Origin of the sequence: Dietzia massiliensis, assembly GCF_018390595.1 — a bacterium.
Taxonomy (GTDB): Bacteria; Actinomycetota; Actinomycetes; order Mycobacteriales; family Mycobacteriaceae; genus Dietzia; species Dietzia massiliensis.
This window is the reverse complement of the sequence record NZ_JAHBAV010000032.1, coordinates 3,004-28,527: the sequence shown is the minus strand read 5'-3', so window position 1 is coordinate 28,527 and position 25,524 is coordinate 3,004. Positions and strand designations below refer to the sequence as shown.

Below are 25,524 nucleotides of genomic sequence, written 5' to 3'. Positions count from 1 at the left end.
GCGTATGGACACGGGAGTCCCCTTGGCACTGAATCGAGCCGCATCGCGGTCCGCGACCAAGCACATCTTCGTCACCGGCGGCGTGGCGTCGTCGCTGGGCAAGGGGCTGACCGCCTCGAGCCTCGGGCAGCTGCTCACCGCCCGCGGACTCCGCGTCACCATGCAGAAGCTCGACCCGTACATCAACGTCGACCCGGGCACGATGAACCCCTTCCAGCACGGTGAGGTGTTCGTCACCGAGGACGGCGCGGAGGCCGATCTCGACCTCGGCCACTACGAGCGGTTCCTCGACCGCGACCTCAACGCCAAGGCCAACGTCACCACCGGCCAGGTCTACTCGGCGGTCATCGCCAAGGAGCGGCGCGGCGAGTACCTCGGCGACACCGTCCAGGTGATCCCGCACATCACCGACGCCATCAAGGAACGCATCATCGCGATGGGGGACCCTGATGATCAGGGTCGCCGTCCCGACGTGGTGATCACCGAGGTCGGTGGCACCGTCGGAGACATCGAGTCGCAGCCCTTCCTCGAGGCCTGCCGACAGGTCCGCCACGAGGTCGGCCGGGAGAACATCTTCTTCCTCCACGTCTCCCTCGTGCCGTACCTGGCGCCCTCGGGCGAGCTCAAGACCAAGCCGACCCAGCACTCCGTCGCCGCGCTGCGGTCGATCGGCATCGTGCCCGACGGGCTGATCCTGCGCTCGGACCGGAACGTGCCGGACGGCCTCAAGGCCAAGATCGCGCTCATGTGCGACGTCGACCTAGAGGGCGTCGTGTCCACGCCGGACGCGCCGAGCATCTACGACATCCCCAAGGTGCTGTTCAACGAGCACCTCGACACCCACGTCATCCGCCGCCTCAACCTGCCGTTCCGTGACGTCGACTGGACCGTGTGGGGCGACCTGCTCACGCGCGTGCACGAGCCGCGCGAGGAGGTCGAGATCGCCCTCGTCGGCAAGTACATCGACCTGCCCGACGCCTACCTGTCCGTGACCGAGGCCCTGCGGGCGGGCGGCTTCGCCCACCACGCGCGGGTCAACATCCGGTGGGTCGAGTCGGACGCCTGCACGACCGAGGCCGGCGCGCGCGAGGCGCTGCACGGCGTCGACGGCATGCTCATCCCGGGTGGCTTCGGCATCCGCGGCATCGAGGGCAAGCTCGGGGCGATCTCCTGGTCGCGCAAGAACAAGATCCCGCTGCTCGGGCTGTGCCTCGGACTGCAGTGCTCGGTCATCGAGGCGGCCCGCTCGGTCGGCCTCGAGGGCGCCTCCTCCAGCGAGTTCGAGCCCGACGGCGCGCACCCGGTGATCTCGACCATGGCCGACCAAGTCGACGCGGTCGCCGGCAACGCCGACCTCGGCGGGACGATGCGCCTGGGGTCCTACCCGGCCGTCCTCGCCAAGGGGTCGATCGTCGCCGAGGCGTACGGGACCACCGAGATCACCGAGCGCCACCGGCACCGCTACGAGGTCAACAACGCCTACCGCGACACGATCGCCGAGTCCGGTCTGCAGTTCTCCGGCACCTCCCCGGACGGCCACCTGGTGGAGTTCGTCGAGTACCCGCGCGAGCAGCATCCGTTCTTCGTGGCCACCCAGGCGCACCCGGAGTACAAGTCGCGTCCGACCCGGCCGCACCCGCTGTTCGTGGCCTTCATCAAGGCGGCCCTGGACTACGAGAACGAGATGCGGCTGCCCGTCGAGCCGTGGCGCTCCGGTCAGGCGGGGGAGAACTCCGCCGGCGTCGTCGACGCCCCGGACGCCAAGACCTCGACGGTCCGCGCCGACGAGGTCGACTCCGAGTCGGCCGCCGGCGCCTCCGCGGACGGGAACTGAGCGCAGATGGCCGACAGCGGTGCCCCCGGGTCCCACGACTACCGGACCGTCTCCAGCCGGAAGATCTTCGACGGTCGGGTGGTGCGCCTCCGTGTCGACACCCTGACCATGCCGGGCGGGGGCACCGCCGAGCGGGAGGTCTGCGGCCACGACGACGCGGTCGCGGTGGTGGCGCTGGACGACGAGCAGCGCATCACGCTGGTGCGGCAGTACCGTCACGCGGTGGGGGAGCGACTCTGGGAGCTTCCCGCCGGTCTGTGCGACGTCGAGGGTGAGGACCCCCTGGGGACCGCGCGCCGCGAGCTCGTCGAGGAGACCGGGCTCGAGGCCGAGCACTGGCGGCCGGTCATCGAGATGATCCCCTCGCCGGGGTTCTGCACCGAGCGCGTGCACGTGTACCTGGCCACGGGTCTGCGCGGGGTCGGGCGCCCTGAGGCCGAACACGAGGAGGCGGACATGGAGGTCGCGAGCATCCCGTTCGCGGAGGCCGTCGACTCCGTCCTCGACGGACGGATCGTCAACGGCATCGCGGTGGCCGGCATCCTCGCGGCCCGCGCGGTGATCGACCGGCCCTGACGCGGCGGGCATCGTCGATGACCTCCGGGGGCGGGGCGACCGCTCGGATCCGTGAGTACCTGGACCACCTCGCCGTCGAGAAGGGCGCGTCGGCCCACACCCTCGCCGCCTACCGTCGCGACCTGGACAGGTACCGCCGCCACCTCGCCGCGGTGGGCGTCGACGACCTCACCGCCGTCACGGAGGCGCATGTCGAGGACTTCCGCGCCCGGCTGGCCACCGGTGACCCGGACGAGGGCCGCCCCCCGTTGGCCCCGAGCTCGGTCGCGCGGACCCTCGCGGCGGTCCGCGGGCTGCACCGGTTCGCCACCCGGGACGGAGTGACCGACACCGACGTGGCGGCGGCGGTCGCCCCGCCGCGGCCGCCGCGCCGGCTGCCCAAGGCGCTGCCCGTCGACCGGATGATCGCCGTGATCGAGGCGGCGGGTGACACGGGCGTCGACACCGACCCGGCGCGACTGCGGGACCGGGCGATGCTCGAACTGCTCTACGCGACCGGGGCTCGGGCCGCCGAGCTGATCGGTCTGGACGTGGACGACCTCGACGGCCTGGACCACCCCGACGGCGGGACGGTCATCCTGCGCGGCAAGGGCGGCAAGGAACGCCTGGTCCCCGTGGGCCGCCCGGGGTGCGAGGCGGTGGGCGCCTACCTCACGCGCGCCCGGCCCGCACTGGCGAAGCGAGGCGGACCCGCGTTGTTCCTCAACACGCGCGGCGGCCGGATCTCGCGGCAGACCCTGTGGAACGTGGTCTCGGCGGCCGCGGCACGCGCGGGCGTGACGCAGGAGGTGTCCCCACACTCGTTCCGACACTCGTTCGCCACCCACCTGCTCGACGGCGGAGCGGACATCCGTGTGGTGCAGGAGCTGCTGGGACACGCCTCGGTCACCACCACGCAGGTGTACACCCTCGTCACGGTCGACACGCTCCGCGAGGTCTGGGCCGAGTGCCACCCCCGCGCACGGTAACGTGACCGTGGGTACGGCGCGGGCCGCGAGACAGGCGGTTCCGGGTGAGACGGTGACGAGAGGAGACGCGGGTGGCGCAGGACACTGGGGCGATGGATCCCGCGTTGTTCTCGCGCGCGGAGCTGCTGGGCGCGGACGACCCCGCCGCCGGTGAGGGCTTCTCCGCGATCCCCGAGCCCGAGCCCCTGACCACCCACGGGCCCGCCGTGGTGGTGTCGATGTGCAACCAGAAGGGCGGCGTCGGCAAGACCACCAGCACCATCAACCTCGCCGCCGCGCTGGCCGAGTACGGGCGTCGCGTGCTCGTGGTGGACCTCGACCCGCAGGGCGCGCTGTCGGCCGGTCTGGGCATCCCGCACCACCAGCTCGACCTGACCGTCTACAACCTGCTCGTGGACAACTCCGTGTCCACCGAGGAGGTCCTGGTCCGGACGCGCGTCGAGGGCGTGGACCTCATCCCCGCGAACATCGACCTGTCGGCCGCGGAGATCCAGTTGGTCAACGAGGTGGGGCGCGAGCAGGCCCTGGGCCGGGCGCTGTACCCGGTTCTCGACCGCTACGACTACGTGCTGATCGACTGCCAGCCGTCGCTGGGCCTGCTCACGGTCAACGCGCTGGCCTGCTCGGACGGGGTCCTCATCCCCATGGAGTGCGAGTACTTCTCCCTGCGCGGGCTCGCGCTGCTGACGGACACGATCGACAAGGTCCGCGACCGGATCAACCCGCGGCTGCACCTGACCGGCATCCTCATCACGATGTTCGACCGGCGCACGGTGCACGCCCGCGACGTCCTGGGCCGGGTGGTCGAGGTGTTCGGCGACAAGGTCTTCGACACGCTCGTGACCCGCACGGTCCGCTTCCCGGAGACCACCGTCGCCGGGGAACCGATCACCACGTGGGCCCCGAGGTCCGCGGGTGCCCAGGCCTACCGTGCCCTGGCACGCGAGGTCATCCAACGCGGCAGGTGAGCGCGCGGTGACCGGGGCGGGGGCGCGGTCCCCTGAGCGGGACGACGCCGGGGACACCACCGCCCCCGAGGCCGGCGACCCGCGGGCGTTCACCGTCCACCTCACGAACTTCACGGGCCCGTTCGACCTGCTGCTGGGTCTCATCGACTCGCGCCGGCTGGACGTCACCGAGGTCGCGCTCCACGCCGTGACCGACGAGTTCATCGCCCACACGCGCCGGCTGGGCGAGGAAACGGGGCTGGAGGAGGTCACCGAGTTCCTCGTGGTGGCGGCGACGCTGTTGGACCTCAAGACCGCGCGGCTGGTGCCGTCGGGTGAGGTGCAGGACCCCGAGGACCTGGCGCTGCTGCAGGCCCGCGACCTGCTGTTCGCGCGGTTGCTGCAGTTCCGGGCGTTCAGACGGGTGGCGGAGCTGTTCGCCGAGCTCGACCGGACCGCGCGGCACTCGTATCCCCGGTCCGCCGGGCCGGACGAGGAGTTCCTCGGGCTGCTGCCCGAGGTCGAGTTGGGGGTGGATCCGGAGCAGTTCGCCACCATCGCCGCGGTGGCGTTCCGGCCGCGGCCGGTGGAGGAGGTGGGGGTGGGGCACGTCCACGCTCCCGTGGTCTCGGTCCCCGAGCAGGCTGCCCGCGTCCTCGAGCTGCTGCGGTTCCACGGCGAGGGCCGGTGGGTGGATTTCCGCGAACTGATCTCGGGTTGTGACGACTCCCTCGTCGTCGTCGCCAGGTTCCTAGCCCTGTTGGAGTTGTACCGGGCGCGCGCGGTCGCGCTCTCCCAGGACGAGGCGCTGGGGGAGTTGTTGGTGAGCTGGACCGGCGGCGAGGCCGACGAGGTGACGAGGGGGAGGGACGAGTGGACGTGAGTGGTGACGTGGGCGCTTCCGGCGACGTGGGTCGGGTGGGCGCGGTGGGACCGGACGGCGACGACGACGAGCCCGGTGGCCCCGGAACGGACGTCCCGCCCCTGCGGGCGCGGCTCGAGGCCCTGTTGCTCGTGGTGGACCAGCCGACGGCGGAGAACGCGCTGGCGGCGGCCGCCGGGTCCACGGTCATGGAGGTCGAGGCGGAGTTGCAGGCGTGGCGCGAGGAGCTCACCGCGGCGGGCAGCGGAATCGACCTGAGACGCACCGGTGACGGCTGGCGCCTCTACACGCGTCGCGAGCTGGCGCCGTACGTCGAGCGGCTCCTCACGGACGGGACGAGCTCGCGGCTGACCCGCGCCGCGTTGGAGACGCTCGCGGTGATCGCCTACCGCCAGCCGGTGACCCGCTCCCGCATCGCGGCGGTCCGCGGCGTCAACGTCGACGGCGTCATGCGGACCCTCGTGGCGCGCGGACTGGCGGTCGAATGCGGCACCGACGCCGACACCGGGGGCATGCTGTATAGGACGACGGAACTATTTCTGGAAAGATTGGGGCTCGCGTCGCTCGACGAGCTGCCGGACATCGCCCCGTTGCTACCGGATGTCGACCTGGTCGACGAGATGAGCGACGACCCCGCGGAGGATCCGCGGATCCCCCTGGGGCGGCGCCGCGCGGCGGCGCCCGAACCCACCCCCCGAGACGACGACGAAGAGATGTGACTCACCCATGACTGAATCCGCTGGCCGAGACGGCGCACCGGTCCGCCTGCAGAAGATCCTGGCGCAGGCCGGGGTCGCCTCCCGCCGGGCCTCCGAGGAGCTCATCGCCCGCGGGCGGGTGGAGGTCGACGGGAAAATCGTGCGCGAGATGGGCGTCAAGGTCGATCCCGCCACCGCCGTGATCCGCGTCGACGGCACCCGCATCGTGCTCGACGACACCCTCGTGCACCTCGCGCTCAACAAGCCCCGCGGGTACCACACGACCATGTCCGACGAGATGGGTCGGCCCTGCGTGGGCGACCTCGTGGCCGACCGCATCGACGCGGGGCAGCGCCTGTTCCACGTCGGCCGCCTCGACGCCGACACCGAGGGCCTGCTCCTGGTGACCAACGACGGCGAGCTGGCGCACCGCCTCATGCACCCGTCGTACGAGGTGTCCAAGACGTACATGGCGACCGTCACCGGCGTGGTCGGCAAGGGCATCGGCAAGCAGCTGCGCGAGGGCGTCGAGCTCGAGGACGGTCCGGCGAAGGTCGACCAGTTCTCGCTCCTCGACGTGCACGACGGGCGGTCGCTGGTCAAGGTCGTGCTCCACGAGGGGCGCAAGCACATCGTCCGTCGGCTGCTCGCCGAGGTCGGCCACCCGGTCGAGTCACTCGTCCGGACCCGCTTCGGCTCGGTCGCGCTCGGCGACCAGCGCGCGGGCACCTTCCGCAAGCTCAACCGCAAAGAGGTCTCCGACCTCTACGAGGCGGTGGGCCTGTGAGCGCCGTTCCCGCCTCCGCCTCCGCGACGGGGCCCGCGCCGCGTCGCCGTATCGCCATCGACGGGCCGGCCGGTACCGGTAAGTCCACGCTCGCCCGGACGCTGGCGCGCCGGCTCGGCGGTGCCTACCTCGACACCGGCGCCATGTACCGGGTCGCCACCCTGCAGGTCCTGCGCGCCGGGATCGACCCCGAGGACTCCGCCGCCGTCATCGCCGCGACCGCGGATCTCCTCCTGGAGATCGGCACCGACGCCGGCGCCGAGTGCGTCCTGCTCGGCGGCGAGGACGTGAGCGAGGAGATCCGCACCGCCCGCGTCACCGCGGCCGTCTCCGCGGTCTCCGCCGTGCCCGAGGTGCGCGAGAACCTCGTCCGGCTCCAACGGCGCCTGGCGTCCGACGGCGGCACGGTCGTCCTCGAGGGCCGGGACATCGGCACCGTCGTCCTGCCGGACGCCGAGGTGAAGATCTACCTCACCGCCAGCCCGGAGGTCCGCGCGCGCCGCCGTACCGACCAGGACCGGGCCGCCGGACGCGCGGCCGACTACGACGAGGTGCTCGCCGCCGTCATCGAGCGCGACCGCAAGGACTCCACGCGCGCCGCGAGCCCGCTGCGGCCGGCCGCCGACGCGGTCGTCATCGACACCTCCGACCTCACCCTCGACGAGGTGCTCGACCGGTTGGTCGCGCTCGCCGAGGGCACCCACGCGTCGCACGGCGCCACCGCAGAAGGGAACGCACAGTGACGAGCAACGAGGACACCACCGACTTCGACCTGCCGACCGGCCCCGGCGAGGAGACCGTCGAGGACGCCTGGAACGACGACACCGACTGGGACGCGGTCGCCGCGGAGTTCGCCGACGAGATCGGGGCGGTGACCGAAGGCGTGGAGATCCTCCCCACCGTCGCGATCGTCGGTCGCCCCAACGTCGGCAAGTCCACCCTGGTCAACCGGATCATCGGCCGCCGCGAGGCCGTGGTCGAGGATGTCCCGGGCGTCACGCGCGACCGCGTCTCCTACGAGGCGCTGTGGAACGGCCGGACCTTCATGGTCCAGGACACCGGCGGCTGGGAGCAGGACGCCAAGGGCATGCACCGCTCGATCGCCCAGCAGGCCGAGATCGCCATGGGGACCGCCGACCTCATCGTGCTGGTCTGTGACGGCACCGTGGGGATCACCGCGGCCGACGAGACGGTGGCCAGGAGTCTGCGCCGCTCCGACACCCCGGTGATCCTCGCCGTCAACAAGGTCGACAGCGACAAGGCCGAGCTCGAGGCCGCCGAGTTCTGGGGCCTCGGCCTCGACCAGCCCTACGCCATCTCCGCGGCACACGGGCGCGGCACCGCCGACCTGCTCGACGAGATCCTGAGGCAGCTGCCCTCCAAGGCGAGGATGCGCGAGGCGGCCGACGTGCCGCGCCGGGTGGCCCTGGTGGGCAAGCCCAACGTGGGCAAGTCGAGCCTGCTCAACAAGCTCACGGGCGAGGACCGCGCCGTGGTCGACAACGTCGCCGGCACCACGGTCGACCCCGTCGACTCGCTGGTCGAGCTCGGGGGCCGCACGTGGCGGTTCGTCGACACGGCCGGGCTGCGGCGCAAGGTCAACCAGGCCTACGGGCACGAGTACTACGCCTCGCTGCGCACCCGTGGTGCGATCGAGGCCGCCGAGGTCGTGGTGCTGCTCCTCGACGCCTCCGAGCCCATCACCGAGCAGGACCTGCGGGTGATCTCCATGGTCGCCGACGCCGGGCGCGCGCTGGTGATCGCGTTCAACAAGTGGGATCTCGTCGACGAGGACCGCCGCTACGACCTGGACAAGGAGATCGACCGCGAGCTGTCACGGGTGCTCTCCTGGGCGCACCGTGTCAACATCTCCGCCAAGACGGGCCGCGCGCTGGCGAAGCTGGTGCCGGCGATGGAGACCGCGCTCGACTCGTGGGACAAGCGGATCCCCACCGGGCCGCTCAACACCTGGATGAACGAGGTCGTCGCGGCGACGCCGCCGCCCATGCGCGGCGGGCGTCTGCCGCGCATCCGGTTCTGCACGCAGGCCACCACCCGGCCGCCGACGTTCGTGTTCTTCTCCACGGGTTTCCTCGAGGCCGGCTACCGCCGGTTCCTCGAGCGTCGACTGCGTGAGACGTTCGGTTTCGACGGGTCCCCGGTGCGGGTCAACGTCCGCGTCAAGGAGCGTCGACAGCGCAAGTGACCAGGCGATTTCGGTACGGGCGAGTGGGTGCGCTAGTCTGATCCAGTCGCCGCGCGAGCCGCGGAGACGGTTACGGGCTGTGGCGCAGCTTGGTAGCGCACTTGACTGGGGGTCAAGGGGTCGCAGGTTCAAATCCTGTCAGCCCGACACGAGGATCAGGGCCGGTTTCCCGAGAGGGGAGCCGGCCCTGAGTCCATTTCGGACAAGCGGAGTCGCCGCGCGGGAACCGGGCGCCTCCCACGGAGCCGAGTGGGTTAGCCTTTCCTCGTCACGAAGCGGCGGCCCGGGTCGACCGTCAGTCATCGATCCAGGAGTGGATGCGCGGTGGGAGAGCTACTCGTCATAGTGGGGCTCGTGGTCGCGGTGATCGCGATCATCGGGATCATCGCCAAGGCCCGGGGCGGGAAGAGGCCCGCTACGGCCGCGCCCCGCCGCGACCCGCTCGCCGCCGACCAGCCGGTCCACGGCTTCGGGCCGCGCGAGCTCGGCCCCGGCGCGATCGTCGCCTACGGCGGTATCGACTACGTGGTGCGCGGATCGATCACCCTGCGCCAGGGCCCGTACGTCTGGTGGGAGCACCTCCTCGAGGGCGGGGACGGTGCGCAGTGGCTCGGTGTCGAGGAGGACGAGGGAACCCTCGAGCTGACCTGGTGGACCACCCGGAAGGGCCTCGGCGTCAGCCCCGGAGCCGAGGTGATCGTCGACGACCGTGTCCATCGACTCGAGGAGTCGGGCGAGGCGGAGTATTCGTGCGAGGGCACCACCGGCCTGCCCGAGCGCGGCCGGATGCGCTACCAGGACATGCGGACCGGGGACGGCAGTTCGCTGCTGTCGTTCGAGAACTGGGACGGGGCGGGCTGGGAGGTCTCGTCCGGTCGTCCGATGTCCCGGGGCGAGCTGACCGTCTACCCGGCGCCCCCCGCGGCCGGCGACCCGGACTACAGGCGGTGACCGTGCACGATCTCGCCGCGGAACCGAGCGACGTGGCGGCCGCGGCGCTCGGCTACCGGGTCGGCGTGGCGCCCGAGCGGGACGCCCTCGTCTCGACCATCCTCGAGCACCCGGTGCACGACATCGCTCTACGCCTGTCGATCCTCGGCGCGTCTCACGCCGTCACCCTGGTGATCGACGGACGCGACGCGATGACCGAGGAGGTGTCCTGCCGCGCGACGACCGCCGGGGGCGCGCCGTTGCCGGCCGAGGTGTCCTGCCCCGGCCCGTGGGGCGTTCACCACCTGCGCGGGGCCACCGAGACGCTCTCCGCCGACGCCTTCGGAGAACTGGTGGATCGTCTGACCGCGCTCGCGGCGACGGAGCCGACCGTGCTCGCGGGACGGTTCCCGGGCTCCGAGGGGGCGCTCACGGTGGTGGCCCCCACCCCGGAGGACACGGGCTGGTCATGGGATACCTGGCACCTCTACCCGACGGGCGAGGATTCCGCCGGAGACGGTGGTGGTGACGTCGTCGCCACCACGTCCCGTGTGGACGTCACCGGGCTGGGCGCGCCGGTGGAGGTGGCCTCGTGAAGCGCTATCGCGGGTGGATCATCGCGCTCGTCGCCGGACTGTGCGCGGTCCTGCTGGGCCTCGTGCTGGTGGGGGCCGGCCAGAACGCCGTGCGCTACGTGCGGGAGAACTACACCCCGGTCGCCGGTGCCTCCCAGACCTACGAGTGCCGGGGCGACCGGGACGCCACGGCGAAGGACATCAGCGACCACGAACGGCCGGACGCCGACCAGCTGAACGAGGACACCCGGTACCTGCGGTACGGGGACGACATGATCGTCATCGGCCGGTCCGGCGATCTCGCCTGCCGCGTCCAACTCGACGAGAACTCCCGCACGCTCCGTTCCGGAGGCTTCATCTTCCTCGGCGGCGCCTTCGGGCCAGGCAGCCCGGCCCGGTCCGCCGGGGGGAGCTCTGGCGGGGTCGGCGCGAAGTGACCCACGAAACGCCCACCCACGAACCGAACCCCCAAGGAGACACGGTGATCATCGCCGCCGGACCGGCCGACCACGTACCCGAACTCCTGGACGGGATAGGGGTGTCGCTGGCCTACTTCGGCGTCGGCGCCCTGGTCCTGGCGCTCGGCTTCGTCATGCTCGACCTGCTGACGCCCGGCAACCTGCGCCACCACGTCTTCGTCGACCACCGCCCCAACGCCGCCGCGCTGTTCGCCGCCTCGGCTATCTCCCTCGCGATCATCGTCGTCACCGTCATGACCAACGCTTCGGACTCCCTGGTCCTGGGGCTGATCGACGTCGCCGTCTACGGCCTGCTCGGGGTGATCTTCCAGGCTGTCACCCTGGTGATCCTGGAACTGCTGGTCCCCGGCAGGTTCCGGGACCTCGTCAGCGCGCCGCGGTTCAGCACCGCCGCGCTCGCCGTCGCCGCCACGCTCCTCGCCGTCGCCGCCGTGAACGCGGCCGCCATTGCCTGACGAGGTCGGCACGGCGGCCACCGTGCCGACCGGGGCGGACCACGCCGGACAGCCCGCGTCGCGCGCCGGCCGGTGGTGGCGCCCGGTCGTCCTGGCCTCCGTCGCCGCGTGCGCCGCCTGCGGGCTCATCTACGAACTCGCCCTCCTCACGCTCGCGACCACGGTCCAGGGCGGCGGGATCGTCGCCACGAGTCTCGTGGTGGCCGGGTACGTCGCGGCCCTCGGCCTCGGCGCGTTGCTGGCCAAGCCGTTCGTCGAGCGCGCGGCGTCGAGCTTCATCGCCGTCGAGGCCACGCTCGGACTCGTCGGCGGGGTGTCGGCGACAGCCCTCTACGTGACCTTCACGACCCTCGGGTCGGACGCGGCGTCGTTGTTCACGCTCGTGGTGGCCACGGCCGCGATCGGCATGCTGGTGGGCGCGGAGGTCCCGCTGCTCATGTCGTTGCTGCAGACCGGCCGGCGGACCGGGTCGGCCGAGGCCGGACGGGTGCTGGCCGATCTCAACGCCGCCGACTACCTGGGGGCGCTCGTCGGCGGGCTGCTGTGGCCGTTCCTACTCCTGCCGTCGTTCGGGATGCAGCAGGCCGCCGCCATCACGGGACTGGTCAACGTCGCCGCGGCGACCGTGTTGCTCGTACTCGCGCTGCGCGGTCTGCTGTCCCGGCCCCAGGCCGTCGTCGCGGGCCTGTCACTCGCCGTGGTCGCGGCCCTGCTGGGGACGCTGCTCGTCGCTCTCGACGGCGTCACCGAATGGTCGCGGGCCAAGCTCTACCCGGACCCGGTGCTCTCCCACACCCAGTCCGCCTACCAGGAGATCGTCGTCACGCGGGCGCGGTACAACGGCCGCACCGACCGACGGCTCTACCTCGACGGCACCCTCCAGTACTCGAGTCTCGACGAGTACCGGTACACCGAGGCGCTGGTCCAGCCCGCCATGGCCAACCGGCCCGGCGAGGTGCTGGTGCTCGGGGGCGGCGACGGACTGGCGGCCAGAGACCTCCTGGCCGTGCCCGGGGTCCGGCGCGTGGTCCAGGTCGAACTCGACCCGGCAGTCCTCGAGATCGCCCGCACCGAACTGCTCCCGGACAACAGGGGCTCCCTCGACGACCCGCGTGTGGAGGTCGTGGTGGACGATGCCTTCGCGTGGCTGCGCCGGGGCGGCGACGGCGCGGTGCCACCGGGAGGATTCGGGGCGGTGCTCGTGGATCTGCCCGACCCGCGCAACGCCGCGCTGACCCGCCTGTATTCCGAGGAGTTCTACGGCCTCGTGCGCGGGGTGACCGGTGAGGACGGTCTGATGGTCGTCCAGTCGGGCAGCCCGTACTCCACGCCGAGGCAGTTCTGGCGCACGGTGGCGACGGTGGGCTCGGCCGGGTGGGGGACGACCCCGTATCACGTCCACGTCCCGACGTTCGGGGACTGGGGCTTCGTCCTGGCGTCGGCCGACGGTGACGCCCCGGATCTCCGGCTACGCCCCGACGTCGGCGGTCTGAGGTTCCTCGACCCCGGAACCCTCGAGGCCGCCGGCCGTTTCGGGCGCGACGTGGCGCCGATGCGGCTCGAGCCCTCCACACTCGACCGGCCGCGGATCCTCGACGACGCCCGACGGGGCTATGAACGGTGACCGACGCGGCGCCGACACGCGGCCCGCGGGGGAACACGGGACACGGCCCGACCGTTGTACCCCGGTGAAGGCGGGCCGACAGAGTGGGCACGGGCGAGGAGGGGCACATGGCGGATGAGCGCGGGCCACGGACCGCACGGGACCGGATCGTGTCCGATGTCGACCTCATGTGCCGGGGCGAGGGCCGACCACCGGTCGCCGAGCTGTCCGATCGGTCGGCGCTGCTCGTCGCCTGCGGCCTCGTCGAACCGCGGATCTGCGATGTGGTGCTGGCCCGGCTCCACCGCAACCTCGCGTTCCCCACGGTCGGTGGTTTCCACCAGGTGCGCATCATCGAGGAGCAACGGCACGATCTGAGGAGGACGATCGACAGCCCCGCGCCGTCGATGCTGCGGATGGCCCTACGCACCCGCCTGGCCGACCTCGACCGCAGATACCTGGTGATGCGCACGGGCTTCACCCGGGGGACCGGGGTGTGGGCGTTCCGGGTCAAGGACATCCGCGCCGACCGCCGCCGCGGCGTGCATCTGGACACCGATGACCGCGGGCGACTCTTCGACGCGCTGGCCTCGACGCCGACCATGGCGCCGGTGCCCCTGGTGCCCCGAACGCTCGGCGAACTGGGCACGGTCGCCGCGGCCTACGGCCAGCGCGAGATGGGCCGGGTGGTGCTGCCGCAGCGCGTGCAGAACGCGGTCGCGTCGCTGCCGTCGCTGCCACGGATCCGCGCGGACCGTCGCCGGATCCCGGAGATGTACACCGCGATGTTGATGGAGGTGGGCGGGCTCTACGACCGGCTACAACGGGCGTACGGCCGGGGCGGACGCGCGGTGGAGGAGATCCGCCTGCAGTTCGACGCCGAGACCGAGGTCGTGGGACTCGCGGGTGATCTGTGCCGACTGCGCGAGGCCTCCGCCTCGGCGGGTGTGCCTGCGGCTCGCGACGGCTTCACCACGCTGACCGGACTCGGCGCCTCCATCGACGGGGTGTGGGCCGAGGTGGTCGATCGCGCGGTCGCGTTCCGTGAGCTCGTCGAGTCGGTGGAGACCCGCGCCGAGACCGCGGTGGCCGAGGCGGAGAGGCTCGCCGGAATCGCCCGCGACAACGGCGTCCGGTCCCCGACCGCAGCCCACCGCCCGACGCCCGCCGACCTCGCGGCCGAGCACCTCGCGGCGCGCGCGGGGGACCGGATGCTCTCGACCGAGGCCATGCGCCGACTACGGGGGCAGATCGACCCCGATCGCTGATGCGGCGACCGGCGGGCCGCGGCCCCGACGGTGCCGGGCCCTGCGTACGGTGGGGGCAACTGTTCGTGACCGGGAAGGACTCCACGCGTGGGACTGGCCAACCGCTTCTGGAAGCTGATGGGCTCCACCCAGGGACGCGACACGTCGCGCGCCCAGAGCGCGGTCGAGGCCTCGCACGGGTTCGACGACTGGGCGGCGGGACTGGACGACGGCGAGTTCGCGGACGCCGCCCACGGCCTGCGCCTCTTCGGTGACGCGCCGGAGGATCTCGCGCGGTTCCTCGCCCTGGCGAGGGAGGCGGCCGGCCGGGCCGTCGGCCTACGCCCGTTCGACGTACAGCTCCAGGGCGCTCTCCGGATGTTCGCCGGCGACGTCGTGGAGATGGCCACAGGTGAGGGCAAGACGCTGTCCGGCGCCGTGGCGGCGGCCGGGTACGCACTGCAGGGACACACCGTTCACGTCATCTCGGTCAACGACTACCTCGCGGCCCGCGACGCCCGGTGGATGGGACCGATGCTCGAGCTGCTGGGCCTGTCGGTCGGCCACGTCACGGAGTCGTCGACGCGTGACGAGCGCCGCGAGGCCTATGCCTGCGACGTCACCTACGGTTCGGTGTCCGAGATCGGGTTCGACGTCCTGCGCGAGCAGCTCGTGACCGATCCCGCCGACCTCATCTCGCCGACCACCGACGTCGCCCTCGTGGACGAGGCGGACTCCGTCCTGGTCGACGAGGCGTTGGTTCCCCTGGTGCTCGCGGGATCCACGTCCGGTGAGGCGCCGACGGGGGAGGTCCTGGCGGCGGTGCGAAAGCTACGACCCGGCCGCCACTACGAGACGGATTCAGAGCGTCGCAACATCTTCCTCACCGACGACGGGGCGGAGGCCATCGAGACCGAACTCGGGATCGAGGACCTCTACGACGCGGACCACGTCGGCACGACCCTGGTCCAGGTCAACGTCGCCCTGCACGCGTGCTTCCTGTTGCGCAGGGACGTCGACTACATCGTCCGCGAGGGCCGGGTCCAGCTCGTCAACGCCTCCCGCGGACGCGTGGCCGAACTCCAGCGGTGGCCGGACGGGCTCCAGGCCGCGGTGGAGGCCAAGGAGGGCGTCGCGGTCTCCGAGGCGGGACAGATCCTCGACAGCCTCACGGTCCAGGCGTTCATCGGCCGATACGACAAGGTGTGCGGCATGACCGGCACCGCGCTGGCCGCGGGTGCGCAGCTGCGCGAGTTCTACTCCCTCGGGGTGTCCCAGATCGAGCCGAACACGCCCAACATCCGTGTCGACGAGGCCGACCGCACCTACATCGACAACGACAGCAAGAACCGCGCGCTGGTCGAGCACATCGCCGCCGTCCACGCCACCGGGCAGCCGGTGCTGGTCGGCACCCACGACGTGGCCGAGTCCGAGGCGTTGGCCGCCCGGCTCGCGGAGAAGGGCGTCCGGTGCTCGGTCCTCAACGCCAAGAACGACGAGGAGGAGGCGTCCATCATCGCGGAGGCGGGCGACGTCGGGCACGTCACCGTCTCCACGCAAATGGCCGGTCGCGGGACGGACATCCGGCTCGGCGGATCCGACGAGGCCCGGCGCGACGAGGTCGTCGCGCTCGGCGGACTCCACGTCGTGGGCACGGGCCGGCACCGCACCGAGCGGCTGGACAACCAGCTGCGGGGTCGGGCCGGGCGTCAGGGCGATCCGGGTAGTTCGGTCTTCTTCGCGGCGATGGACGATCCGGTGGTGACGTCGGCGCTCGAGCCCGAGAAGATCCCCACCGCCCATGACAGGATCACCGGACTGCTCAAGGGCAACCGGGGGCGGGACGCCGTCGACCACGCGCAGCGGGTCACCGAGGGGCAGATGCTGGAGATCCACGCCAACACCTGGCGGTACAGTCGGCTCCTCGCCGAGCAGCGCGACATCCTCGCCGAGCGCAGGAGCGCCCTGCTCCGGACGGAGAAGGCGTTCGAGGAGCTCACCGCGCACGATCCCGAGCGGAGTGCGCGGCTGGTGGAGGCACACGGTCGCGACGCGGTGGTCCGGGGGTGCCGCGAGATCATGCTGTGGCACCTCGACCGTGGCTGGGCTCGTCACCTGGAGACGATGAACGACGTCCGCGAGTCGATCCACCTCCGCGCCCTCGGCCGGGAGAACCCCCTCGACGAGTTCCACCGCATCGCCATCGACCACTTCCGCGATCTCGCGGCGGACGCGGTCCGCGAGTCGGAGGCCACGTTCGCGGAGATCGAGTTCACCGCCGACGGAGTCGATCTGGAGGCCAATTCGATGGCCCGCCCCACGTCGACCTGGACGTACATGGTGCACGACAACCCGATGGCTGCCGGCGGGAGCGTCTTCTCCGGGATGATGTCGACGTTCCGATGAGCGCGGCACGCGAGGGGAGGCGCGAGACCGACCTGAGGGAGTGGCGGACCGGCGAGGGCCGGGTCCTGGGCGCCCGCATCCCGCCGCCGCGGGGCGGGCACCTGTCCGCGGCGGTCCCGCCCGGCCTGGGACCCGAGAGTCCCCCGCGTGACCCGCGGGTCAGCGATCGCTTCTGGACCCTGCCCAACGCGATCTCGCTGGGGCGGATCGCCCTGATCCCCGTGCTGATCGTCAGCATCCTCGTGTGGGACGACGCGATGGTGGCTCTCTGGCTCCTCGGCGTCCTGGTCGTCTCCGACTGGCTGGACGGCAAGATCGCGCGACTGTGGAACATGCGCTCGACGTGGGGTGAGCGGCTCGACCCCATCGCCGACAGGATCCTCGTGGCGGCCGTCCCGGTCACGTTCGCGCTGGCGGGATTCATACCCGCGTGGATCGTCGTCGTCCTCGTCGCCCGCGACCTGCTGCTGGTGGCAACCCTGCCGGTCTACCGCCGGCGCGGCCTCGACCCGGAGGTCACGTACCTCGGCAAGGCGGCGACGTTCGCGCTGTTCTGGTCGTTCCCGCTGCTGTTGGCCGGCCACGCGGGCGTGCCCGGTGGCGAGGGCTTCCAGATCGTCGGTGAGGCATGCCTCTACTGGGGTGTCGGTCTGTACGTCTGGAGCGGTGGCATCTACCTGTGGCAGGCACTGAACATCGTCCGCGCGGTTCCCCTCCGCCGGGCGCGATCGGCTGCTGTGGGTCGGCGTGACGGTGTGTAATGTCGCCAGATGGAATCCGTAGTGAGCCACTCGAGAAGGGCGCGTCAGTGAGCGATCAGAACATCCCCGACCAGCTCCGGTACACCGATGAGCACGAGTGGGTGGAGCGGGTGTCGGATACCCGGGTCCGTATCGGCATCACCGAGTACGCGCAGTCGAAGCTCGGCGACATCGTGTTCGTCCAGCTGCCCGACGTCGGGGGAGAGACGGAGTCGGGCGAGCCCTTCGGCGAGGTCGAGTCACCCAAGAGCGTCTCCGACCTGTACGCGCCGCTCAGCGGCAAGGTCGTCGAGGTGAACACCGCGCTCGAGACGTCCCCCGAGCTGGTCAACTCCGACCCGTACGGGGAGGGATGGATCGTCGTTCTCGAGATCGCCGATGTCGAGGACCTTGAGGCCCAGCTCGAGCAGACGCTGGACTCGGACGGGTACGCGAAGATCACGGAGAGCTGAGCGGATCGCCGACGCCCCCGGACCCCGCGGGCGACGACTCCGACATAGAATCAACTGCACCGTACGGTGAGCCCGCTGACGGGCTCGGACGAGGAGAGACCAACGTGACCGAGAACAAGAACATGCCCGAGGCGACCGCCGAGACCACCTCCGTGTTCCGTGCCGAACTCCTCAACGAGTCCGATCAGCAGTCGGCGCAGTCCGATTCCGCGGTGACGGGTGTCGAGGGCCTCCCCGAGGGGCAGGCCCTGCTCGTCGTCAAGCGCGGCCCCAACGCGGGTTCGCGGTTCCTTCTCGACCAGAGCACCACCTCCGCCGGTCGTCATCCGGACAGCGACATCTTCCTCGATGACGTGACCGTGAGCCGTCGGCATGCGGAGTTCCGCAGCGAGGGCGAGACCTTCACCGTCGTCGACGTGGGCTCGCTCAACGGCACCTATGTCAACCGTGAGCCCGTCGACTCCGCGTCGCTGTCCAATGGTGACGAGGTCCAGATCGGCAAGTTCCGCCTGGTGTTCCTGACGGGTACGCCCGAGCAGTGACAGCCGCCGGACAGGGCGCCCCGAAAGAGGAGGAGTTCCTCTCCATCGGAGGTGTCATCGCACTTCTGAGTCCGGAGTTCCCGGACCTCACGGTGTCGAAGGTCCGGTTCCTCGAGAACGAGGGGCTGGTCACCCCTGAGCGCACGGCGAGCGGTTACCGGCGCTTCAGCGTCGAGGATCGGGAGCGCCTGCGGTACGTCCTGACCGCCCAGCGCGACAGGTACCTGCCGTTGAAGGTGATCCGCCAGGAGCTCGACGCCCTCGACGCGGCGATCGCCGACGGGTCGACCACGGCGCTCCGGCCGCGGCCCGGCGCAGACGGCGTGCCCGGGTCGACGCCGGACGATTTCCGCAGCGACACCGTCAAGCGTCTCACCCGGGAGAACGTCATCGAACAGTCCGGCGTCAACGCCGGGCTCGTGGACGCTCTCGTCGACGCCGGCCTGATCGCCGCGGGGCCCGGTGGGTTCTATGATCCCGAGGCGGTCCTCATCGCCCGCACCGCGCACGATCTCGCCACCCACGGGGTGGACGTACGCCACCTGCGGAGCTTCAGGACCGCGGCCGATCGTCAGACCGGGCTGATCACCCAGATCGCCGGCCCGGTAGCCCGCCAGGGCGACGCGGACGCCCGGGACCGGGCCGCCGAGCTGGCGCGGGAGATCGCCGCACTGTCGGTGTCGTTGCACTCGACCCTGGTGACCGTGGCCGTGAGGCACGCACTGGAGCCCTGAGGGCCCCGCGTCCGCTCGCGCCGAACCGGATCAGGGCTACGCTGGTGACGTGGGAGAGGCGGAGAACATGGGGAAGAACATGCGAGAGGTCGACGTCGTCGGTATCCGTTTCGAGGAGCCGGAGTACGCGCCCGTACTGATCCTGCACGAGAAGGACGGTGGGCGGTACGTGCCGATCTGGATCGGCGCGTCCGAGGCCGCGGCGATCAGTCTCCAGCAGCAGGGGGTCCAGCCGAGCAGGCCGTTGACCCACGACCTGCTGGCCACGCTTCTCGAGACGTTCTCCCACCCTCTGGAGAAGGTCGAGATCATCGGGGTGTCGGAGGGGACGTTCTTCGCGGAACTGGTGTTCGCGAACACCCGTGTGTCGGCGCGCCCGTCCGACGCGGTCGCTGTCGCGCTCCGCACGGCCTCGCCCGTCCTGGTCAGTCCCGAGGTGCTCGACGAGGTCGGCATCTCGCTCGTCGAGCAGGGCGAGGAAGAGGTCGAGGCCTTCCGTGAGTTCCTGGACCAGGTGAGCCCGGACGACTTCCTCGGAGGCGGCGGGCCGGCCGAGAATCCCGGCGGATCCACCTCCTGAGCAGCGGATTCGGCGGTCCCTCCAGTCACTGCTGCACCAACTCGCAGGTGACGAATGAGCCTAAAGTTCAACTTGAGGTTGAGGTTTACCGCGTGTCCTATTGATAGTGGACCGCGGCGGGCATAGCGTTGCCCCCAGTGAACTACACCGATGGTGTTCACGCGTCCAGGATCCGGGTCTCGTCCCGGTACCGTGCCGCCCCGAACGAGGCGGCACCCGCAGCTTGAGGGAGCAATCGTGGCCGACCACACCCGGGTCTCGGAGCCGTCCGACGCCGTACCGAACACGCCGAGCCTCTTCGGTGACGCCGTCGAGGGGACGCAGGCGTCCTTCGGCGAGGTGCAGCCCGGACTGTTCCCCGACGACGGGATCCCGGACGGCACCAGCGGGTACCGGGTGCCCATCGCGTGCCAGATCGCCGGTATCACCTACCGTCAGCTCGACTACTGGGCACGCACCGACCTCGTCGTGCCGTCGATCCGGAACGCCGCCGGATCGGGCAGCCAGCGCCTCTACTCGTTCAAGGACATCCTGGTCCTCAAGATCGTCAAGCAGCTGCTGGACACCGGGATCTCCCTGCAGAACATCCGCAAGGCCGTCGATCAGATCCGGTCGCGGGGTGTGGAGGACCTGGCCACCATCACCCTGTTCTCCGACGGCCGGACCGTATTCGAGTGCACGTCCAAGGAGGAGGTCTTCGACCTGCTCCAGGGCGGCCAGGGGGTGTTCGGCATCGGGATCGGTGGCGCGATGCGTGAGCTCGCCGGCTCGATCTCCGAGTTCCCCGCGGAGACGGTGTCCGAGGACGACATCGTCGCGCCCGTGGAGGACGAGCTCGCCGCTCGCCGCCGGGCCCGCGCCTCACGCCGTACCGGCTAGTCGGCCGTCGTCGTCTAGACTCGGCGGTGCGTTCACGCGTCCCACGGGAGAGCTCCGCGGCCATGGCCGCGGGCGCCGAAGGAGCAACTCCTCTCCGAGAATCTCTCAGGCACCCGGACCGTGCGGTCGTCGAACGCCTCTGGAGAGCGGTGGAACAGACCACCCGCCCACGGGGAAAGCGGGGTTCCGTCGTGAGGGCCCCGCGAATCTCTCAGGCGCCGGCACCCGCCCGGCAGGGGACAGAGCGGAGAGGGAGCACCGGCCCGCAGGCCGCCTGTCCGGGCGGCCCCGCCACCTGAGGAGCACCTGTGACGACGACCCCCTACACCGCCCGGACCGGAGGCGAGTTCGTCGCCCGCCATCTGGGCCCCGATGCCGACGGACTCGCGCGGATCCTGGACACCATCGGCGTCGGCTCCCTGGACGAGCTCGCCGAGCGCGCCGTCCCCTCTGTCATCCTCGACGAGGTCGGCTCCGACGGAAGGGCGGCAGGCATCAACGCACTCCCGGAGCCGCTGTCGGAAGCCGACACCCTCGCGGCGCTGCGGGCGCTGGCAGACCGCAACACCGTCGCGGTGTCCATGATCGGGCAGGGCTACTACGACACCCTCACGCCGCCGGTGCTGATCCGGAACATCATCGAGAGCCCGGCCTGGTACACCGGCTACACCCCGTACCAGCCGGAGATCAGCCAGGGCCGTCTCGAGGCGCTGCTGAACTTCCAGACGATGGTCTCGGACCTGACGGGCATGGACATGGCCAACGCCTCCATGCTCGACGAGGGGACCGCCGCGGCCGAGGCCATGACGATGCTGCGACGGGCCAACCGCTCGTCCAAGAGCCCCCGCTTCGCCGTCGACGCCGACATCTTCCCCCAGACCGCGGCGATCCTCGCCACCCGGGCCGAGCCCCTCGGCATCGAACTGGTCACGGCGAACCTCGTCGACGACGGGCTCCCGGACGGTGAGTTCTTCGGTGCCCTGGTCCAGACCCCCGGCGCCTCCGGCCGCGTCGCCGACGTGGCGCCCCTCATCGAGCAGTGCCACGAGCGCGGCGTCATGGTCGCCGCGGGCGTCGACCTGCTGGCCGCGACGGTCCACACACCGGCGGGGGAGAAGGGCGCGGACGCGTGCTTCGGCACCACGCAGCGGTTCGGCGTCCCCATGGGCTTCGGCGGGCCCCACGCCGGGTTCCTGGCGTGTCGCTCCGCGCACGCACGGAACCTCCCCGGCCGGCTGGTCGGTGTCTCGACGGACGAGGACGGGCACGTCGCCTACCGACTGGCCCTGCAGACGCGGGAGCAGCACATCCGTCGCGAGAAGGCCACGTCCAACATCTGCACCGCGCAGGTCCTGCTGGCCGTTCTCGCCGCGATGTACGCCTCCTACCACGGCGCGGAGGGCCTCACGGCCATAGCCCGGCGCGTCCACGCCCATGCCGCCGCGCTCGCCGACGGACTCCGCGCCGCCGGGGTGGAGGTGCTGCACGACGCGTTCTTCGACACCGTCCGCGCCCGCGTGCCGGGCCGCGCCGACGAGGTGCTCGGCGCTGCCGCCGCGCGCGGCGTGAACCTGTGGAAGGTCGACGACGACACGGTGTCCGTCTCGTGTGACGAGGCCACCACGGCCGAGCACGTGGGGATCGTCCTCGACGCGTTCGGTGCCGACGCCGCCCCTACCGAGATCACGGTCGACCCGACCCACGGTGACCGCACGAGCGAGTTCCTGCAGCACGAGGCGTTCGTCCGCTACCGCACCGAGACGGCCATGCTGCGATACCTCAGGGCGCTGTCCGACAAGGACATGGCGCTGGACCGGACCATGATCCCGCTCGGTTCGTGCACCATGAAGCTCAACGCCACCACCGAGATGGAACCGATCACGTGGCCGGAGTTCAACCGGCTCCACCCCTTCGCGCCGGCCGAGCAGACCGCCGGGATCCGTGAGCTGATCGGGGACGTCGAGCAGTGGCTGGTCGACATCACCGGTTACGCCGCCGTCAGCCTCCAGCCCAACGCCGGCAGCCAGGGCGAGTACGCGGGCCTGCTGGCCATCCGCGAGTATCACCGCTCCCGCGGCGACGACGACCGGACGGTCTGCCTCATCCCGTCCTCGGCGCACGGGACGAACGCCGCGTCGGCCGTGATGGCCGGCATGAAGGTGGTCGTGGTGGCCTGCCGTGAGAACGGCGACGTGGACGTCGACGACCTGCGGGCGAAGGTGGACAAGCACGGTGCCGAACTGGCGGCGATCATGATCACCTACCCGTCGACCCACGGCGTGTACGAGCACGACATCGAGGACATCTGCGCGATCGTCCACGACGCGGGCGGCCAGGTCTACATCGACGGCGCGAACCTCAACGCGCTCGTGGGCGTCGCGCGTCCGGGCCGGTTCGGCGGGGACGTGAGCCACCTGAACCTGCACAAGACCTTTTGCATCCCGCACGGTGGCGGCGGACCGGGCGTCGGTCCGGTGGCTGTAGCCGAGCACCTGCGCGAGTTCCTCCCCGGCCATCCGCACGAGTCCGGGCTGGGCTCGGGCGGCGCGGTCTCGGCGGCGGCCTTCGGCTCCGCGTCGATCTTGCCGATCACCTGGGCCTACATCCGGATGATGGGCGCAGACGGCCTGCGCACGGCCACGCTGACCGCGATAGCGAGCGCCAACTACCTGGCCCGACGCATCGGCGAGCAATTCCCGGTCCTGTACTCCGGCGAGGGGGGCTGGGTCGCGCACGAGTGCATCCTCGACCTGCGTCCGCTCATCGACTCGGTCGGCATCTTGATCGACGACGTCGCCAAGAGGCTGGCCGACTACGGGTTCCACGCGCCCACCATGAGCTTCCCGGTGCCCAACACCCTGATGGTGGAGCCGACGGAGAGCGAGGACTTGGCCGAGCTGGACGCCTTCTGCGAGGCGATGGCGGCCATCCGCGGAGAGATCGACCGCGTCGCCGCCGGCGAGTGGACCGTGGAGGACAACCCGCTGCGCGGTGCGCCCCACACGGCCGAGAGCGTCTCCACCGACGAGTGGGACCACGCGTACCCGCGCAGTGTCGCCGGCTATCCCCTCGGTTCGGCCTGGCGGCCGAAGGTCTGGCCCGCCGTCCGCCGGATCGACGGCGCGCACGGAGACCGGAACCTCGTCTGCTCCTGCCCGCCCCTCGAGGCGTTCGCGCAGGACTGAGCGGCGGCCGCGGCCGGGCTCGGGGTCCGGGAAGTGTCGTACCCGTATGACACCGTGCGGGGCATGACCACGACCGGACCCCGCCTCGCGCCCGAACTACCCGCGGACTGTCTCGACTGGTGCCGCGCCCAGCCGCCCGCCCTGCTCGTGGCGGACGAATACGTGGAGATCGACCTCGACCGCTGGAACCTCCGGCTCGCGGAGAGGGGGATCGACCTTCGTCTCGTCGCGGGAGGGCCCGACGGCGGGATCGTGCAGTCCGGGTCGGGCTACCTGCGCAGGAGTGATCTGTGGGCGGCGGGCCGCCGCGCCCGCGGTAGCCTGGAGGAATCCGTGGTGACGCTCTACATGTGCGCGGCCTGGCTATCCGCCCACCCGCTGCGGTCCGGCGTGAGGCGGGGGCTACCCGACTTCCGTGTCCCCGCCAGGGACCGTGCCGGGTGGCGTTCGGTGTCACCCCATGGTTTTCCCCTGGTGCTGCACGAGGTCGTGGACTGGCTCGACGCGCCGGTGGAGGCCATGAACCTGCTGCGTCACGGCGCGCCCGGGGGCGCGGGCCGCGGCGTCCCGGACCTGGGGTATCCGCTCGCCTCGCTCTACCTGTCCTCATTGGGCATGGCGTGGTCTGCGGAGAGCATCGTGCCGGTCGACCCCGCCGGGATCGGGACTCTGGTGCACGCCGGGTGGACCGAGATCGAGTCCTCCGCGCGGCTGACGCCCCGGCGCTACCAGCGTTACCTCGACGTGGTCGCCACGTGGGCGAGCGAGGCCGCGGTCGATCCGCTGGTAGTGGAGATGTGGCTGGTCCACGACTGGAACGAACGGCGCGCCCGGGAAGTCGCCCGCGGTGAGCCCCGGACCGGTTAGGGTCGGCGTATGGAACCACGCACAGTCTCAGTGGACGTCCCGGTCGGCGCGCTCGACGTGCTGGTCTGGGAGGGGAACGGCGGGGCGCCGGCCGAGGAGCCGGCGCGCACGGTGCTGGCACTGCACGGTTTCCCCGAATCGGCGTGGGAGTGGAAGGGTGTCGCGGAGAGTCTCGCCGGGCAGGGCGTGCGGGTGATCGCCCCGATGCAGCGCGGGTACTCACCCGATGCCCGGCCGGAAGGCGTCGATGCGTACGCGATCGAGCACCTGGCCGACGACGCGCTGGCGGTGATGGACCGCTTCGGACTGGAGCGCGGGCACGTCCTCGGGCACGACTGGGGCGCGTGCGTCGCGTGGTGGCTGGCCGCCCACCACGCGAGCCGGGTCGCGAGCCTCACGGCCATCTCCGTGCCGCATCTCGGGGCGTTCGGCCACGCGATCAAGTCCGATCCCGACCAGCAGGCGCGGTCGGCCTACTTCGGACTGTTCCGGCAGGAGGGCAAGGCCGAGGACGTGCTGCTCGAAGGCGGGGCCCGCCGCCTGCGCGCCATGTTCGACGGGCAGGTCCCGGACGATCTCGTGGGCCGACACCTCGAGGTGCTCGGGGACCGGTCCGCCCTGACGGGAGCGCTCAACTGGTACCGCGCGATGAGACGCTACGAGCTGCCCGACGTCTCCGTCCCCACCACCTATCTGTGGGGCGGGCAGGATCCGGCGATCGCGCGGAGCGGGGCCGAGGCGACGGCGGCCAGGATGACGGGGGAGTACCGGTTCGTCCCGCTCACCGACCGGGGCCACTGGCTGCCCGAGGAGGACCCCGCGCTGGTCGCGCGCGAGGTCCTGGAACGGCTCGGCTGACCGCCGCCCGCCCGGCTCACCCCTGCCGGAGTTCGCGCTTGAGCAACTTGCCGGACTGGTTGCGGGGCAACT

The 25,524-nt window shown here is 71.3% G+C and carries 25 protein-coding genes, 1 tRNA gene and 1 riboswitch; all 26 genes read left to right on the top strand.

What is annotated here, in order from left to right:
• Positions 1–4 precede the first annotated feature (4 nt).
• Positions 5–1,834: a CTP synthase gene (gene pyrG / locus KHA85_RS10295; protein WP_061228839.1), complete on the top strand. Its 1,830-nt coding sequence runs from the start codon at positions 5–7 to the stop codon at positions 1,832–1,834.
• Between the two features lie 6 nt (positions 1,835–1,840).
• A complete protein-coding gene (locus KHA85_RS10290; RefSeq protein WP_213185718.1) occupies positions 1,841–2,410 on the top strand; it encodes an NUDIX domain-containing protein in 570 nt (189 codons plus the stop codon).
• A gap of 17 nt (positions 2,411–2,427) precedes the next feature.
• Positions 2,428–3,378: a tyrosine recombinase gene (locus tag KHA85_RS10285; RefSeq protein ID WP_213185717.1), complete on the top strand. Its 951-nt coding sequence runs from the start codon at positions 2,428–2,430 to the stop codon at positions 3,376–3,378.
• A 92-nt stretch (positions 3,379–3,470) separates the two neighbouring features.
• Positions 3,471–4,346, top strand: a complete 876-nt coding sequence (locus KHA85_RS10280; protein WP_182643148.1) for a ParA family protein — start codon at positions 3,471–3,473, stop codon at positions 4,344–4,346.
• Between the two features lie 7 nt (positions 4,347–4,353).
• On the top strand, positions 4,354–5,208 hold the full coding sequence (locus KHA85_RS10275) for a segregation and condensation protein A (protein ID WP_213185716.1): 855 nt from the start codon (positions 4,354–4,356) through the stop codon (positions 5,206–5,208).
• A complete protein-coding gene (gene scpB, locus KHA85_RS10270) occupies positions 5,199–5,927 on the top strand; it encodes an SMC-Scp complex subunit ScpB (RefSeq protein WP_213185715.1) in 729 nt (242 codons plus the stop codon). Before KHA85_RS10275 ends, scpB begins: the two co-directional genes overlap by 10 nt.
• A gap of 7 nt (positions 5,928–5,934) precedes the next feature.
• Positions 5,935–6,693: a pseudouridine synthase gene (locus KHA85_RS10265; RefSeq protein ID WP_213185714.1), complete on the top strand. Its 759-nt coding sequence runs from the start codon at positions 5,935–5,937 to the stop codon at positions 6,691–6,693.
• On the top strand, positions 6,690–7,436 hold the full coding sequence (cmk, locus tag KHA85_RS10260) for a (d)CMP kinase (RefSeq protein WP_213185713.1): 747 nt from the start codon (positions 6,690–6,692) through the stop codon (positions 7,434–7,436). Before KHA85_RS10265 ends, cmk begins: the two co-directional genes overlap by 4 nt.
• Positions 7,433–8,899, top strand: coding sequence for a ribosome biogenesis GTPase Der (der, locus tag KHA85_RS10255; protein WP_007629046.1), 1,467 nt, complete (start codon positions 7,433–7,435; stop codon positions 8,897–8,899). Before cmk ends, der begins: the two co-directional genes overlap by 4 nt.
• A gap of 73 nt (positions 8,900–8,972) precedes the next feature.
• Positions 8,973–9,046: transfer RNA gene (locus KHA85_RS10250), tRNA-Pro, on the top strand.
• A 177-nt stretch (positions 9,047–9,223) separates the two neighbouring features.
• Entirely contained in the window at positions 9,224–9,850 is a 627-nt protein-coding gene (locus KHA85_RS10245; RefSeq protein WP_213185712.1) for a DUF4178 domain-containing protein, read from the top strand.
• On the top strand, positions 9,847–10,425 hold the full coding sequence (locus KHA85_RS10240) for a DUF2617 family protein (RefSeq protein WP_213185711.1): 579 nt from the start codon (positions 9,847–9,849) through the stop codon (positions 10,423–10,425). Before KHA85_RS10245 ends, KHA85_RS10240 begins: the two co-directional genes overlap by 4 nt.
• Positions 10,422–10,841 carry a DUF4247 domain-containing protein gene (locus tag KHA85_RS10235; RefSeq protein WP_007629043.1) on the top strand — a complete coding sequence of 140 codons (420 nt, stop codon included), beginning with the start codon at positions 10,422–10,424 and terminating at the stop codon, positions 10,839–10,841. Before KHA85_RS10240 ends, KHA85_RS10235 begins: the two co-directional genes overlap by 4 nt.
• Positions 10,842–10,885: 44 nt before the next feature.
• Complete coding sequence (locus KHA85_RS10230; protein WP_213185710.1) at positions 10,886–11,338, top strand: DUF350 domain-containing protein; 453 nt, start codon at positions 10,886–10,888, stop codon at positions 11,336–11,338.
• A gap of 22 nt (positions 11,339–11,360) precedes the next feature.
• Complete coding sequence (locus KHA85_RS10225; protein WP_213185726.1) at positions 11,361–12,962, top strand: polyamine aminopropyltransferase; 1,602 nt, start codon at positions 11,361–11,363, stop codon at positions 12,960–12,962.
• 107 nt (positions 12,963–13,069) lie between these two features.
• Positions 13,070–14,209 carry a hypothetical protein gene (locus tag KHA85_RS10220; RefSeq protein WP_213185709.1) on the top strand — a complete coding sequence of 380 codons (1,140 nt, stop codon included), beginning with the start codon at positions 13,070–13,072 and terminating at the stop codon, positions 14,207–14,209.
• A 117-nt stretch (positions 14,210–14,326) separates the two neighbouring features.
• On the top strand, positions 14,327–16,594 hold the full coding sequence (secA2, locus tag KHA85_RS10215) for an accessory Sec system translocase SecA2 (RefSeq protein WP_236885496.1): 2,268 nt from the start codon (positions 14,327–14,329) through the stop codon (positions 16,592–16,594).
• A complete protein-coding gene (locus KHA85_RS10210) occupies positions 16,591–17,355 on the top strand; it encodes a CDP-alcohol phosphatidyltransferase family protein (protein WP_213185707.1) in 765 nt (254 codons plus the stop codon). Before secA2 ends, KHA85_RS10210 begins: the two co-directional genes overlap by 4 nt.
• 47 nt (positions 17,356–17,402) lie before the next feature.
• Positions 17,403–17,807, top strand: a complete 405-nt coding sequence (gene gcvH, locus KHA85_RS10205; RefSeq protein ID WP_007629037.1) for a glycine cleavage system protein GcvH — start codon at positions 17,403–17,405, stop codon at positions 17,805–17,807.
• A 122-nt stretch (positions 17,808–17,929) separates the two neighbouring features.
• Positions 17,930–18,349, top strand: a complete 420-nt coding sequence (gene garA / locus KHA85_RS10200; protein ID WP_213185725.1) for a glycogen accumulation regulator GarA — start codon at positions 17,930–17,932, stop codon at positions 18,347–18,349.
• Positions 18,346–19,083 (top strand): transcriptional regulator FtsR, encoded by a 738-nt coding sequence (gene ftsR / locus KHA85_RS10195; protein WP_213185706.1) that lies wholly within the window; start codon positions 18,346–18,348, stop codon positions 19,081–19,083. Before garA ends, ftsR begins: the two co-directional genes overlap by 4 nt.
• A gap of 79 nt (positions 19,084–19,162) precedes the next feature.
• Entirely contained in the window at positions 19,163–19,663 is a 501-nt protein-coding gene (locus KHA85_RS10190) for a bifunctional nuclease family protein (RefSeq protein ID WP_061228849.1), read from the top strand.
• 237 nt (positions 19,664–19,900) lie between these two features.
• Positions 19,901–20,542: a MerR family transcriptional regulator gene (locus tag KHA85_RS10185; RefSeq protein ID WP_213185705.1), complete on the top strand. Its 642-nt coding sequence runs from the start codon at positions 19,901–19,903 to the stop codon at positions 20,540–20,542.
• Between the two features lie 34 nt (positions 20,543–20,576).
• Positions 20,577–20,673: riboswitch (glycine riboswitch) on the top strand.
• A gap of 177 nt (positions 20,674–20,850) precedes the next feature.
• Positions 20,851–23,727, top strand: coding sequence for an aminomethyl-transferring glycine dehydrogenase (gcvP, locus tag KHA85_RS10180; RefSeq protein ID WP_213185704.1), 2,877 nt, complete (start codon positions 20,851–20,853; stop codon positions 23,725–23,727).
• Positions 23,728–23,790: 63 nt separating this feature from the next.
• Positions 23,791–24,594, top strand: coding sequence for an 8-oxoguanine DNA glycosylase OGG fold protein (locus KHA85_RS10175; RefSeq protein WP_061228825.1), 804 nt, complete (start codon positions 23,791–23,793; stop codon positions 24,592–24,594).
• A gap of 9 nt (positions 24,595–24,603) precedes the next feature.
• Positions 24,604–25,452 (top strand): alpha/beta fold hydrolase, encoded by an 849-nt coding sequence (locus KHA85_RS10170; RefSeq protein ID WP_061228824.1) that lies wholly within the window; start codon positions 24,604–24,606, stop codon positions 25,450–25,452.
• The last annotated feature ends 72 nt before the right edge of the window (positions 25,453–25,524 follow it).